10 protein-coding genes are annotated in these 13,093 nt (G+C 73.2%); 8 read left to right on the plus strand and 2 right to left on the minus strand.

Annotated elements, in window-relative coordinates:
* Nucleotides 1–17: 17 nt before the first annotated feature.
* The 4 genes from IF06_RS0106650 (at nucleotide 18) to IF06_RS0106665 (ending at nucleotide 6,533) form a co-directional block, all read left to right on the plus strand.
* The gene (locus tag IF06_RS0106650; RefSeq protein WP_030269624.1) at nucleotides 18–938 is read left to right on the plus strand and encodes a hydroxymethylglutaryl-CoA lyase; all 921 of its coding nucleotides are present in this window, start codon (nucleotides 18–20) and stop codon (nucleotides 936–938) included.
* Between the two features lie 157 nt (nucleotides 939–1,095).
* Nucleotides 1,096–2,628, plus strand: a complete 1,533-nt coding sequence (locus tag IF06_RS0106655; RefSeq protein ID WP_013473351.1) for an acyl-CoA carboxylase subunit beta — start codon at nucleotides 1,096–1,098, stop codon at nucleotides 2,626–2,628.
* A gap of 118 nt (nucleotides 2,629–2,746) precedes the next feature.
* Nucleotides 2,747–3,895, plus strand: coding sequence for an acyl-CoA dehydrogenase family protein (locus tag IF06_RS0106660; RefSeq protein WP_013283288.1), 1,149 nt, complete (start codon nucleotides 2,747–2,749; stop codon nucleotides 3,893–3,895).
* A 100-nt stretch (nucleotides 3,896–3,995) separates the two neighbouring features.
* Nucleotides 3,996–6,533, plus strand: a complete 2,538-nt coding sequence (locus IF06_RS0106665) for an ATP-binding protein (protein WP_030269626.1) — start codon at nucleotides 3,996–3,998, stop codon at nucleotides 6,531–6,533.
* A 281-nt stretch (nucleotides 6,534–6,814) separates the two neighbouring features.
* Here the strand turns inward: IF06_RS0106665 and IF06_RS0106670 are convergent, their stop codons facing one another.
* Nucleotides 6,815–7,306, minus strand: a complete 492-nt coding sequence (locus IF06_RS0106670) for a MarR family winged helix-turn-helix transcriptional regulator (protein ID WP_013283290.1) — start codon at nucleotides 7,304–7,306, stop codon at nucleotides 6,815–6,817.
* 101 nt (nucleotides 7,307–7,407) lie between these two features.
* On the opposite strand from IF06_RS0106670, the gene IF06_RS0106675 reads away from it, so the two are divergent.
* Nucleotides 7,408–7,989, plus strand: coding sequence for a YceI family protein (locus IF06_RS0106675; protein ID WP_013283291.1), 582 nt, complete (start codon nucleotides 7,408–7,410; stop codon nucleotides 7,987–7,989).
* Between the two features lie 253 nt (nucleotides 7,990–8,242).
* Nucleotides 8,243–9,721, plus strand: coding sequence for a hypothetical protein (locus IF06_RS0106680; RefSeq protein WP_030269628.1), 1,479 nt, complete (start codon nucleotides 8,243–8,245; stop codon nucleotides 9,719–9,721).
* A gap of 204 nt (nucleotides 9,722–9,925) precedes the next feature.
* Here IF06_RS0106680 and IF06_RS0106685 read toward each other — a convergent pair whose 3' ends face one another.
* Nucleotides 9,926–11,320: a hypothetical protein gene (locus IF06_RS0106685; protein ID WP_030269630.1), complete on the minus strand. Its 1,395-nt coding sequence runs from the start codon at nucleotides 11,318–11,320 to the stop codon at nucleotides 9,926–9,928.
* Nucleotides 11,321–11,423: 103 nt separating this feature from the next.
* On the opposite strand from IF06_RS0106685, the gene IF06_RS0106690 reads away from it, so the two are divergent.
* Nucleotides 11,424–12,095 carry a PASTA domain-containing protein gene (locus tag IF06_RS0106690; protein WP_232236631.1) on the plus strand — a complete coding sequence of 224 codons (672 nt, stop codon included), beginning with the start codon at nucleotides 11,424–11,426 and terminating at the stop codon, nucleotides 12,093–12,095.
* Nucleotides 12,096–12,192: 97 nt separating this feature from the next.
* The gene (locus tag IF06_RS0106695) at nucleotides 12,193–13,092 is read left to right on the plus strand and encodes a PASTA domain-containing protein (RefSeq protein ID WP_084588791.1); all 900 of its coding nucleotides are present in this window, start codon (nucleotides 12,193–12,195) and stop codon (nucleotides 13,090–13,092) included.
* The last annotated feature ends 1 nt before the right edge of the window (nucleotide 13,093 follow it).

Consider the following 13,093-nt stretch of genomic DNA (forward strand, 5'->3'; position numbering starts at 1 on the left):
CCAGTGAGGTGAATCTGATGGCGGAACTTCCAGACTCCGTGAGCATCCGTGAGGTCGGTCCCCGCGACGGCCTCCAGAACGAGGAGCCCATCCCCACCGACGCGAAAGTGCGGCTGCTCGACGCGCTGTCCCGCACCGGGGTACGGCGCATCGAGGCCGTCTCCTTCGTCCACCCGAAGGCGATCCCGCAGATGGCCGACGCCGACGAGGTGTGGCAGCGGGCCGAGAAGGTCGACGGGGTGCGCTACTCCGCCCTGGTGCCGAACACCCGTGGCGCACAGCGGGCGCTGGCGGCGGGCTTCACCGAGATCGAGGTGGTGGTCTCGGCCAGCGACACGCACAACCGCCGCAACGTCAACCGGTCCACCGACGAGTCGCTGGACGACATCGCCGAGCTGATCGACCTGCTGCACGGCGCGGGCGCCACCGCCGAGGTGATCGTGGCGACCAGCTTCGGCTGCCCCTACGAGGGCGACGTGGACCCCCGCCGGGTCGCCGCGATCGTCGACCGCGTCGCCCGCGACGGCGCGGACCGCGTCGCCTTCGGCGACACCACCGGCATGGGTACGCCCCGGCGCGTCCGCGAACTGGTCACGGCGGTCCGGGACCGCAACGCCCACCTGCCGGTGCTGCTGCACTTCCACAACACCCGTGGCACCGCGCTGGCGAACATGCTCACCGCGATGGAACTGGGGATCACCGAGTTCGACGCCAGCGTCGGCGGCCTCGGTGGCTGCCCGTACGCGCCGGGTGCCAGCGGCAACCTGGCCACCGAGGAGGCGGTGCACATGCTGCACGACATGGGCATCGACACCGGCATCGACCTGGACGCCCTGATCGAGGCCGCCGAGCTGGCCGAGACCCTGGTGGGCAAGAAGCTCCCGTCCGGAGTCCTCCGGGCCGGCCCCCGAACCCGCCTGACCCCCCGCCCCGCCTGACCCCCTCTCCCACCCACCCCCGTGATCAACGAAATGAGCGGGGGTGGGTGGGGTGCGGGGGCGTGGTGGGGTGCCGGGGATGGTGCGGGTGGGGTAGCCTAACGATCGTTCAGGTCGGTGGGCGCCCTGTGCGGGGGCCGTGGCAACGGGAGTCGGCGTGACGCTCGACGGTGAAGCTCTGGAGCAGCTACGCAAGCGCGCCCGCGCCGGCGGTGCGGACAAGTACCACGCGGCAAACGCCGCGAAGGGGAAGCTGTTCGCCCGCGAGCGTGTGGCGTACCTGGTCGACGAGGGCTCCTTCGTCGAGGACGGGCTCTACGCCAACGCGATGGCCGACGGGCTGCCCGCCGACGGCGTGGTCACCGGCACCGCCACGATCGACGGCCGCCAGGTCTGCCTGATGGCCAACGACTCCACGGTCAAGGCCGGCAGCTGGGGTGCGCGTACCGTCGAGAAGATCATCCGGATCATCGAGCGGGCCTACGCGACCGGCGTCCCGATGGTCTACCTGGTCGACTCGGCCGGCGCCCGGATCACCGACCAGGTCGACCTGTTCCCGGGCCGGCGCGGCGCCGGCAAGATCTTCTGGAACCAGGTCCGCGCCTCCGGCTCGATCCCGCAGGTCTGCGCGCTGTTCGGGCCGAGCGCGGCGGGCGGGGCGTACATCCCGGCGTTCTGCGACGTGGTCGCCATGGTGGACGGCAACGCCAGCATGTACCTCGGCTCCGACCGGATGGTCGAGATGGTCACCGGCGAGAAGACCACGCTGGAGGCGATGGGCGGCGCGAAGGTGCACTGCGCCGAGTCCGGCGTGGGTCACTTCCTCTGCAAGACCGAGAACGACGCGCTCGACGTGGTGCGGACGTACCTGTCGTACCTGCCGTCGAACTGGAAGCAGGACCCGCCGGCGGCCGAGGCGGTGGCCGCGCCGGAGAAGGCCGACCTGGCCGCGCTGGTCCCGGCCAGCGAGCGGCAGGCGTTCGACATGCGCCGGTACGTCAAGGGCCTGCTCGACTCCGGCAGCTTCTTCGAGATCCAGGCGCTGTGGGCCAAGGAGCTGACCATCGGGTTCGGCCGGCTCAACGGCGAGGTCGTCGGCGTGGTCGGCAACAACTCGATGTTCAAGGGCGGCGTGCTCTTCGTCGACTCGGCCGACAAGGCGACCCGGTTCGTGCAGCTCTGCGACGCGTTCAACGTGCCGCTGCTGTTCCTCAGCGACGTGCCGGGGTTCATGGTCGGCAGCGCGGTGGAGAAGCAGGGCATCATCCGGCACGGCGCGAAGATGATCACGGCGATCTCCGAGGCGACCGTACCCAAGATCTGTGTGGTGGTCCGCAAGGCGTACGGCGCGGGTCTCTACGCGATGGCCGGTCCCGGCTTCGAGCCGGACGCCACGATCGCGCTGCCCACCGCGAAGATCGCGGTGATGGGCGCGGAGGCCGCCGTCAACGCGGTCTACGCCAACAAGATCGCCGCCATCTCCGACGAGGCCGAGCGGGCCGCGTTCGTGGCCGCGAAGCGCGAGGAGTACGAGCGCGACATCGACGTGGTGCGCCTCGCCAGCGAGCTGGTGGTGGACGCGATCGTCGAGCCGCACGAGCTGCGCGCCGAGCTGGTACGCCGGTTCACCGCCGCGCGCGGCAAGGAGCGGCACTTCTCCCGGCGCCGGCACGGCGTCACCCCCGTCTGACCCGGTAAGGAAGGGCCCCCTCTTAACGCCTGGTGCATGTAAAGGGGCCCCTCCTAACGCTTCAGCCGCTCCCGGCGTCACGAGCGCCCGGCGGCCCGCCCTTTCCAGGAGGATCGACATGGACTTCCGGCTCGACGAGGAGCAGCAGGCGCTGCGGGAGAGCGTCCGGGAATTCGCCCGCGAGGTGGTCGCGCCCACCATCGCCGAGCACTACGAGCAGCACACCTTCCCGTACGAGATCGTCCGTCAGATGGGCAAGATGGGCCTGTTCGGGCTGCCCTTCGCGGAGGAGCACGGCGGCATGGGCGGCGACTACTTCGCGCTCTGCCTGGCGCTGGAGGAGCTGGCCCGGGTGGACTCCAGCGTGGCCATCACGCTGGAGGCGGCGGTGTCGCTCGGCGCGATGCCGATCTACCGCTTCGGCACCGAGGAGCAGAAGGCGCAGTGGCTGCCGAAGCTGCTCAGCGGTGAGGCGCTGGCCGGGTTCGGGCTCACCGAGCCGGGCACCGGCTCGGACGCGGGCGGCACCCGGACGCGCGCGGTCCTGGACGGCGACGAGTGGGTCATCAACGGCTCGAAGGCGTTCATCACCAACTCCGGCACCGACATCACCGCGCTGGTCACAGTCACCGCCGTCACCGGTACGCGGCCGGACGGCGGCAAGGAGCTGTCCACGATCATCGTGCCGTCCGGTACGCCCGGCTTCACCGTCGCGCCCGGCTACTCGAAGGTCGGCTGGAACGCGTCGGACACCCACGAGCTGACGTTCGACGACTGCCGGGTGCCGGCGGCCAACCTGCTCGGCGAGCGCGGACGGGGCTTCGCGCAGTTCCTGCGCATCCTGGACGAGGGCCGGATCGCCATCGCGGCGCTCGCCGTCGGCCTGGCCCAGGGCTGCGTGGACGAGTCGATCAAGTACGCGAAGGAGCGCCAGGCGTTCGGCCAGCCGATCGGCAACTACCAGGCCATCCAGTTCAAGATCGCGGACATGGAGATGAAGGCGCACACGGCCCGGCTGGCCTACTACGACGCGGCCGCCCGGATGCTCGCCGGTGAGCCGTTCAAGCGCCAGGCGGCCATCGCCAAGCTGCACGCCAGCACCGTGGCGGTGGACAACGCCCGCGAGGCCACGCAGATCCACGGCGGGTACGGCTTCATGAACGAGTACCCGGTGGCCCGCTTCTGGCGCGACTCCAAGATCCTGGAGATCGGCGAGGGCACCAGCGAGGTGCAGCGCATGATCATCGCGCGCGATCTCGGCATGTGAGGACGCCCGGAACCGCGCCCTGTCGGATATCGGCAGTGGACGGTCGGGTGGTTGACGATGGGCTGTGGAGCGTCGGAGTCCATCCGTAATCTTCGTGCCCATGACTCCGGATCATGACCGTGCGCGGGGCCCAGGCGGTCGTACCGGTCTGGCCGACCTGCTGCGCGGGCACCGGCTCGCCGTCGGCCTGACCCAGGCCGAGCTGGCGGGCCGGGCCGGCGTGGGCGTACGGACGGTCCGCGATCTGGAACGGGGGCGGGCCACCCGCCCCCAGCGCACCACAGTCGACCTGCTGGCCGACGCGCTCGGCCTGAGCGGTGACGAGCGGCGCGAGTTCGTCGACACCGCCCGGCCCGCGGCATCCCGCCTCCCCGCAGCCGGTGCCGCCGCCGACGATCCGCCGGTGGCGCTGCCCCAGCCCGTACCGCTGCTCGGCCGGGAACGGGACGTGGCGGAGGTGTCCGGGCTGCTCGACGCGTACCCGGTGGTGAGCCTCGTGGGGCTCGCCGGGGTGGGCAAGACGGCGCTGGCCGTCACCGTCGCGCACGCGGTGGCGGCCCGCCACCCGGCGGGCGTGGCCGGGGTGCTCGTGGGCGAGGGCTCGGACGCCGCCGACGTACTCGCCGCGTCGGCGTCGATGTTCGGCGTGAACCGGCTGGCCGACCTGTCCTGCCGGATCGGCGATCGGCGGGCGCTGCTGCTCGTCGACGCCGTCGACCGGGCGCCGGAGCCGGTGGCCGAGGCGCTCCGCGTCCTGACCGCCGCCGTGCCGACGCTGCGGGTGCTGGTGACCGGCCGCCGCCCGGTCGGCCTGGCCGGCGAGATGGTCCGGCCGGTCGCGCCGCTCGACGTACCGCCGGCCGGCACCGAACCCGCCGACCGGGCCGGCCTGGACCGCTGGCCGGCGGCGGCGCTGTTCGCCGCCCGCTTCGCCCAGGCCCGCCGGGAACCACCGACCCCGGCCGAGTTGCCGGCGCTCGCCGCGCTCGTGCGCCGGCTCGGCGGACTGCCGCTCGCCATCGAGCTGATGGCGGCACGGGGACGCATCCTCGACGTCACCGAGCTGCTCGACCGCTACGGCGACCGCGTCCTGGACCTGACCGGCGTACGCCCCGGCTGGGAGCCCGCCGACCCGTCCGCCGGCACTGTGACGCTGCGCGACGCCGTGGCGACCAGCTATCACCTGCTCGCCAACGCCGACCGGGCGGCGCTGCGGCGGCTGTCCGCGTTCCGTAACCGCTGGTCGGTCGAGCTGGCCGAGGATCTGCTCGCCGACGGCGGCCGGCGGTGGGACGCCGCGCCGATGCTGGACCGGCTGCGCGAGCTGGGCCTGCTGAGTGTCAGGGGCACCGGCCCGTTCCGGTTCCGTCTGCTGGACGCGGTCCGTGACTTCGCCGCGGAACAGGCCGACCTGGAGGGCGAGACCGCCCGGATCCGGATGCGGCACGCCGCGGTGATCGCCGGTCTGGTCCACCGCACCGCGCCGGGGCTGGTGGGCGCACAGATGTCCGGCGCGGTGCACGTGCTCGACGAGGCGACGAGCGACATCACCGCCGCGCTGGCGTACGCCGCCGAGTACGCGCCGGAGACCGCGCTCCTGCTCGCCGCCTCACTGCCCCGATGGTGGCGGCTGCGCGGGCGGGACGTGTCCGGCCGGGGCCGGCTGCGGCGGCTGCTCGCCGATCCGCGTACCGCTGGTGCCCGGCCCACGCTGCGGGCCTGGGCCATGCTCGGCGCGGCCCGGCTCGCCGCCGAGCACGGCGCGGGCGCGGAGGAACTCCCGGCGGCCCGGGCCGCCCTGGTCGTCTTCGCCGAGGCGGGCGACGTGACCGGCGAACTGTCCGCCCGGTCCGTGCTCTGCGCGCTGCTGCTCGGGCTCGGCGCGCACGACGAGGCCCGCGAGCAGGCCGAGGCCGCACTGGCCTCGGCCACCCGGCACCACCGGGTACGCGAGATGGCCGTCGCCCAGGCGCACCTGACCTGGCACGACGTACGCGAAGGTCGGCTGGCCGGTGCCCGGCGGCGGCTGGCGACTGTCGACCGCCTGGCGGCACAGTGCGGTGACCAGCGCCTGCGTGTGCTGGCGCGTGCCGATCAGGCCGAGCTGACCCGCCTGGAGGGCCGATACGCCGAGGCGGTCGAGCAGGGTCGCCGGGTGGCGGCCGCGCTCGCGGAGCTGGGTGATCCCGGGCGGCGGCGCCGGACGGTCGGCGCGGTCGGGCTGGCGCTCGCCCACGCCGGGCGCACCGACGAGGCGCTGGCCACGATCGCCGAGCTGTGGCCGTCGGGAGTGGTGCCGGGTCGGCGCCGTCCACCGGCCGTGGAGATGCTCGATCCGCCGGGCCCGGGTGGGGACGCGCGCACCGAGGACGCGCTGCGCGGGTTGATCGAGGGGCACGTGGCGCTGCACCGGGGAGACCGGGAGCTGGCGGCGGAGTGGTTCGCCGCGGCTGCCGACGCGGCCGAGGGTGTCGCCGACCGGCGGGATCTGGTCGAGGCGCTGGTGGGGCTGGCGGTCAGCACCGCTGATCCGGCCGTGCTGGATCGGCTGGACGCGGCGCGACAGGTCACCGGCGTCAGCCTGCTGCCGCAGGAGGAGGAGTTGCTGTTCTCCCTGACGGCCCGACGGGGGCGATGAGCGTCTTGTCGTCACCCCGGTGGGTCGCGGTGGCCGCACTGCGCGTCGGGCGGCACGGGAGGGGCGGAGGGCGCGGGGGTGGCGCGAGCGAAGTAGCCCCCTGGTACTGCCCCTCGCTCCACGCTCGCGCCAGCACCCCCCGGTGCCCCCCGCTGCCCGAAGACTACCGAGGTCGGACGACCGATTCGCGAATATGTGGACCGCTTTGTCCGGCTGTTCGGGCGGTTCTGCCGGTCATTCTGCCGGTGACCGGCAGGTAGTGCCCGGCAGGTCGCGGACCGTCAGGCGGCGTCCTCGACCGGCTCGGTGCTGCCGGCGGTGGCGCCCGGATGGACCGCGTCGCGTACCCGGCGCAGCCCGTCCAGCAGCCCGTCGAGCTGCGCCGGGTCGAGCTGGCTGGTGAACCACTGCTCGATGATCCGCAGATGGCCGGGAAGGACGTCGTCCAGCCGGCTGAGCCCGGCGGTGGTCACCACCGCGAAGGAACTGCGCCGATCGGACGGGCAGGCACGCCGGCAGATCAGCCCGTCCCGCTCCATCCGGTCGACCACGCGGGTCACGCCGCTGGTGGAGAGCGAGGTCTGCGCGGCCAGGTCGGTCATCCGCAGCTGGTTGTTGGGTGAGCGGGCGAGCCGGGTCAGCACCTCGAACTCGACCGGGGAGAGGCCGTGCTCCTCGAACTGGGCGGCGAACCGGGCGGCGAGCCCGGCGTGCGCCTCGACGAGCAGGCCGACGGCGGTGATCCGGGGGTCGTCGAACACGTTCTGGTCCACGCCACCATCCTAGCAACACTTGACACGGGGAATATTGTCTCAACTATAGTTGCTCAGTCAGTCGTTGGGCTCCTAAACATTCTTCTCCGGAGGAGAGCATCATGACCAGCAGCACCGAGGCGACTACCCGCGACTGGGAGGGTCTGACCATCCCCACCCCCGGCACCTACGTGCTGGACGCCGCGCACAAGCGTGTCGGCTTCGTCGCGCGGCACATGATGGTCAGCAAGGTACGCGGTGAGTTCGCGGACGCCACCGCCACCATCACCGTCACCGACGACCCGATGCAGTCCTCGGTCACCGCCAGCATCCAGGCGGCCAGCATCAACACCGCCCAGGCGGACCGCGACGCGCACCTGCGCAGCCCGGAGTTCCTCGACGCGGAGCAGTTCCCGACGCTGGAGTTCCGCAGCACCGAGGTGAAGTCCCGCGAGGGTAACGAGTTCGTGCTCGTCGGCGAGCTGACCATCAAGGGCGTGACCCGTCAGGTCGAGCTCGAGGTGGAGTTCGAGGGCGTCGGCCGCAGCCCGTTCGGGCAGGACATCTTCGGATTCTCCGCCTCCACCGAGATCGACCGGGAGGACTTCGGTCTGACCTGGAACGTGGCGCTGGAGACCGGTGGCGTCCTGGTCGGCCGCAAGGTCAAGATCGAGATCGAGGGTGAGGCCATCCGCCAGGGCTGAGCCCGGCACAGGCCCGCAGGGCCCGCACCGTCCCCGACGGTGCGGGCCCTTCTCGCGTACGCCCCGGCGGTGCGAATCGTCACGTGAAGTTCTCCGCACTGACGCGCTGGTGACGGCGGTGACGGGGTACAGGTGCAGACCTGTCGCCCGTCCAGCCGGGTGGCGGGGCGGGCGCACTTACGCCCACCACGTGAATGGTTCACAATGCGTTGCGGAACGGTACGGTTCCGTCGCACCGGCGCCGGGAGGACACATGGGCAGAGACGTCGAGCAGGGCGCCTTCTCCCGCGAGGATCGGGTCCGCTACCGGCAGAAGGTCCGACGGTGCCTGGACGTGTTCGCGCTGATGCTCGACGACTTCGGCTTCGACGCCGACCGCCCGATGACCGGGCTGGAGATCGAGCTGAACCTGATCGACGCGGCCGCCGAACCGGCCATGCGCAACGACCAGATCCTCGCCGACATCGCCGACCCGCTGTTCCAGACCGAGCTGGGGCAGTTCAACCTCGAACTGAACGCCTCGCCCCGGCTGATCGAGGGCAGCGGCTTCGCCGACTACGAGCAGGACCTGCGCAGCAGTCTCAGCCGCGCCGACGAGCGGGCCGCCAAGTCCGACGCGACGATCATGATGGTCGGCATCCTGCCCACGCTCACCGAACGCCACCTGGTCGCCGACAACCTCTCCACCAACGAGCGGTACCGCGTCCTCAACGACCAGATCGTCGGCGCCCGCGGCGAGGACATCGAGCTGGACATCAACGGCGTCGAGCGGCTGCGTACGCACACCGACTCGATCGCGCCGGAGGCCGCCTGCACCAGCCTCCAGTTCCACCTCCAGGTCGCGCCGGACAGCTTCGCCGACTACTGGAACGCCTCCCAGGCCATCGCGGGCGTGCAGGTCGCCGTCGGTGCCAACTCGCCGTTCCTCTACGGCCGGCAGCTCTGGGCGGAGACCCGGATCGCGCTGTTCCAGCAGGCCACCGACACCCGCCCGGACGAGCTGAAGGCCCAGGGCGTACGGCCCCGGGTGTGGTTCGGCGAACGCTGGATCACCTCGATCTTCGACCTGTTCGAGGAGAACGTCCGCTACTTCCCGCCGCTGCTGCCCATCTGCGAGGAGGAGGACCCGGTCGAGGTGCTGCACGCCGGTGGCGTGCCCACGCTCGGTGAGCTGCGGCTGCACAACGGCACCGTCTACCGCTGGAACCGGCCGGTCTACGACATCATGAACGACCGCCCGCACCTGCGGGTGGAGAACCGGGTGCTGCCCGCCGGCCCGACAGTGGTGGACATGCTCGCCAACGCGGCGTTCTACTTCGGGCTGGCCCGCGGCCTCGCCGAGTCGGACCGTCCGATCTGGAGCCAGTTGACGTTCAGCTCGGCGGAGGAGAACTTCCACGCCGCCGCCCGGCGCGGCATCGAGGCGGTCCTGCACTGGCCCCGGCTCGGGGACGTGCCGGTCACCACGCTCGTACTCGACACGCTGCTGCCGGTGGCCGCGCAGGGGCTGGACCGGTTCGGTGTCGCCCCGGCCGAACGGGACCGCCTGCTCGGCGTGATCGAGGGCCGCTGCCGTACCGGCCGCAACGGTGCGGTCTGGCAGACCGAGACGGTGTGGGCGGCCGAGCGGAGCCGGGGCCTGGACCGGGAGGCCGCGCTGCACCACATGGTCCAGCTGTACGCCGAGCTCCAGCGCGGCAACGAACCCGTCCACACCTGGCCCGTCGACTGACTCCCGCTGCCGCCCTCGCCCTGGCTCGCCTGCGGCCCGGCTGGCCGCGAACGCGCGGGCGCTGGCCCGCGCCTCGCCGATCTTGGAGTTACGGCGCCTCGAATCTTCCGAATGGGAGTTTTGTGAGGTGCCACAACTCCAAGATCGACGCGAGTGGGCGGTGGCTCAGCGGCCGAGGTGACGCGCGGGCTGGGCGGGTGGGGCTCAGCGACCCCGGCGGCGGGTGGTGTCGGTGGGCGGCGGCGGATCGGCCTGGCCTGACGAACCGGCCTGGCCTGACGAACCGGTCTGGCCCGGCGAGGCGGTCGGGGACGAGGAGTCGTCCTGCGGCGAGGCCGTCGTGCTTCGCGGGTTCGGCTCGTCGGCGGTTGAACCCTTGTCGTGCGAGCCGGCCTGCGTGGGTGACTCGGGTTGCCGCTGCGGTGGCACGGCCCGACCTCGACGGCCGGTGGTGGACCGGGTGGCACGTCCCCGATCCGTCTCCGTCCGGCCGGACGTCACGCCCGGCCCGTCGTCCACTGCCGCATCCCGGAGCGAACCGGCCGACAGGTTCAGGTTCGGCTCCGTGTCCGGCAGAGTCGTCCGCCCGGAGAGATCCGACGCGGACCGTCCCGACGTCGATCCTCCGTCCGGCTCGGCCGTGTCCTCGCCGATCGCGGGCTCCCCGTCGACGGAGTCCGGCTCGCCGGTGCGCTGGCGGGGCACTGTCACCCGCTCGGCGCTCCGGCGCTCGGCGCGCTGAGCCAGCGCGGCCATCACCATCGAGCCGCCGACGCCGGCGATCACCGCGTACGGGGCGATCAGGTGGGCCGACAACTGTTCCGCCGCGATCCCGGCCAGGCGCGGCACGGCAAGCAGGTACGCCAGCGCGACGAGCAGCGGTCCGGCCGCCCCGGAGGCCGCCGCGCCGACCCGGATCTCCGGTGCGCGGGCGGCTCGGCGGGCCGCCACCAGGCCGATCACCAGGGCGGAGAGCACCGACAGCAGCGCACCGGGCCAGTAGAAGTAGTCGCGGATCCAGAACGCGCCACGGTCCGCGCTGATCTGCCAGATGCCGAGCTGGGCGGTGGTCAGGCCACGGCCGGCGATCACCCCGTCGACCACCGACACCACGGCGAGCAGCCAGAGCCAGCCGGTGGTGGCGATCAGGTTGGTGGCGGCGGCGCGGGTGTGCAGCGCCCAGACGGCGAGCAGTACGCCGAGCACCAGCCCCGCGCCCGCGTACGCGGCGGCGACCGCCTGCGGCGAGGAGACGTCCGGCACCCGGGCCGCCCGCGCGGGTACCGCCACCAGCAGGACGGTGACGATCGCGCCGACACCCGCGGCGAGCGCCAGGCCGAGCCGGGGCAGCGTGCCCGGCGACTCGTCGTCGCCACCACGCAGGCGCTGGGCGCAGACCGCACCGACGATGACCGATGTCGCCGCGATCCAGGTCGCCCAGGCGAGGCTCGCCACCCAGGCCGCCTCGGCCCGTACCGCGCCGTCCGGCACCCAGTTGATGATGCCCAGCCCGTACCCGAAACCGAGCTGCGCGGCACCCGCGCCGGCGGCGACGCCGAGCGCGGCGGCTGTCGATCCTCCCCAGCCCCGTCTGACCATGCCGGGGAGCGTAACGTCCCGTGGTCGGCGCGGCGAGTCGTAACGACGGGCCGTGACCGTCAGTGAGCAACGGATACGGTTGTCGATGATCGGGGCGGGGAGCATGACGGACGAGCGGCAACCGGCAGGCGACGGCAGCGGACCGGGGCGAGGCAGGCTGCTCCTCGGCGGTGGTGTGGCAGTGGCCCTGCTGGCCGTGATCGGCGCCAGCGTCGGGTGGATCCTTGCCGGTGAGCCGGAGCGCTCGGCCGCGCCCGGCGACTCCGCACCGCCCGCCGCCGCGTCCACATCGGCCTCCGCGACCACGGCGCCGCCGGCCACCGCCGCCCAACCATCCGGTACGCGCACCAGCGCCCCGGCCGGGCTCACCGTGCCCGAGGTGGTGGGCGCCGACTTCGAGCAGGCCCGCCGGGACCTGCGCGAGCGCCGCCTCGGCTGGCGACTGGTCTTCGGTACGGGCACCGGACGCACCGTGGAGCGCACCTCACCGGCTCCCGGCACCCCGGTGAAGCGCGGCACCACCGTCACCGTGTGGGTCTCCGGGCCGGCGCCGGCCGTGAGCGTGCCCGACGTGGGCACGCTGTCCTGCTCCGACGCGGCCGACGACCTGGTGGAGGCAGGGCTCTATCCCCGGTACGCCACCGGGCGCCAGGGCCCGGTCACGGCACAGGAGCCGGTGGCCGGCGGTACCGCCCGATGGAACGACCAGGTGACGCTCACCTGCGGCGACAAGGCGTCCACGCCGCCGACGGTCTCCCCGCCGCCGACTCCGTGACGAGCGCGGCGCGCTGATCCCAGCCGGTGTCGCCGGGGACCGCTACGGTGGACGATCGAGGGCCGTGCGCCCCGTCCCGGTGGGGAAAGGACGTGCCATGAGCGACGACCGTCAGGAACCACCCGCCGGTGACGCGGACGCGACCCGCGCGATGCCCCCGGATGCCGACGCGACCCGTGCGATGCCGCGCGACGCGTCCGGGCACGACGCCGACGCGACCGGCGCGATGCCGCGCGACGCGGCCGGGCACGACGCCGACGCCACCCGTGCGATGCCGAGGAACGCCGCCGAGGAGGACGTGGAGGCGACCCGCGCCATGCCGCGGAACGCGGGCGACGCCACCCGTCCGTTGCCCGGCGGACCGGCAGGACAGGGCGGGCCGCGCCGTCCCCTCGACGCGACCACCCCGCAGGAACCGGTGGGCGCCTGGTCCGGCCGGGCCGGGGTGCCGCCACCACGTCCGGCGGGCTATCCCGAGCCCGGCAGCGAGTGGTACGGCGACGAGCAGGCCGGGCGCCGCTGGTGGATGCCGATCCTGCTCGGCATCCTGGCGCTGCTCCTGCTCGGGTTGATCGGGGCGGGGGTGTGGCTGGCGCTGCGTGCCGCCGACCGGAACTCCGATCCGGGCCCGCCGGTGCCGAGCGTCTCGGCACAGACGAGCGCCGCCCCGACGACCGCCGCGCCGACCAGTGCCGCGCCGAGCAGTTCACCGCCGAGTACGCCGGCCACGACCGCCCCGGTGGAGGTGCCGATGCCGCCGCTGGTGGGGCTGCCGGAGGCGGCTGCCCGGGCGGCGCTCGACCGGCTGGACCTGGACTACCGGGTGCAACGGCGGGCGTCGGACCGCCCGGCCGGCACGGTGATCTCCACCGATCCCGAGGCCGGTTACCCGGTGGGCGAGGACGACCGGGTCACGATCGTGGTGGCCGTACCCGCGCCGCCGACGAGCGGGCCGAGCACTCCGGGCTCCGCCCCGGCGACGACCACGACGCCCTGAC

This window comes from Micromonospora globosa (genome assembly GCF_000717585.1).
In the GTDB taxonomy this organism is placed as follows: Bacteria; Actinomycetota; Actinomycetes; order Mycobacteriales; family Micromonosporaceae; genus Micromonospora; species Micromonospora aurantiaca.

What these genes read in the sequence shown, in the direction of transcription:
- IF06_RS0106650 (WP_030269624.1), top strand. Translation starts at nt 18, where the DNA reads ATGGCGGAACTTCCAGACTCCGTGAGCATCCGTGAGGTCGGTCCCCGC.
- IF06_RS0106660 (WP_013283288.1), top strand. Translation starts at nt 2,747, where the DNA reads ATGGACTTCCGGCTCGACGAGGAGCAGCAGGCGCTGCGGGAGAGCGTC.
- IF06_RS0106665 (WP_030269626.1), top strand. Translation starts at nt 3,996, where the DNA reads ATGACTCCGGATCATGACCGTGCGCGGGGCCCAGGCGGTCGTACCGGT.
- IF06_RS0106675 (WP_013283291.1), top strand. Translation starts at nt 7,408, where the DNA reads ATGACCAGCAGCACCGAGGCGACTACCCGCGACTGGGAGGGTCTGACC.
- IF06_RS0106680 (WP_030269628.1), top strand. Translation starts at nt 8,243, where the DNA reads ATGGGCAGAGACGTCGAGCAGGGCGCCTTCTCCCGCGAGGATCGGGTC.
- IF06_RS0106685 (WP_030269630.1), bottom strand. Translation starts at nt 11,320, where the DNA reads ATGGTCAGACGGGGCTGGGGAGGATCGACAGCCGCCGCGCTCGGCGTC.
- IF06_RS0106690 (WP_232236631.1), top strand. Translation starts at nt 11,424, where the DNA reads ATGACGGACGAGCGGCAACCGGCAGGCGACGGCAGCGGACCGGGGCGA.
- IF06_RS0106695 (WP_084588791.1), top strand. Translation starts at nt 12,193, where the DNA reads ATGAGCGACGACCGTCAGGAACCACCCGCCGGTGACGCGGACGCGACC.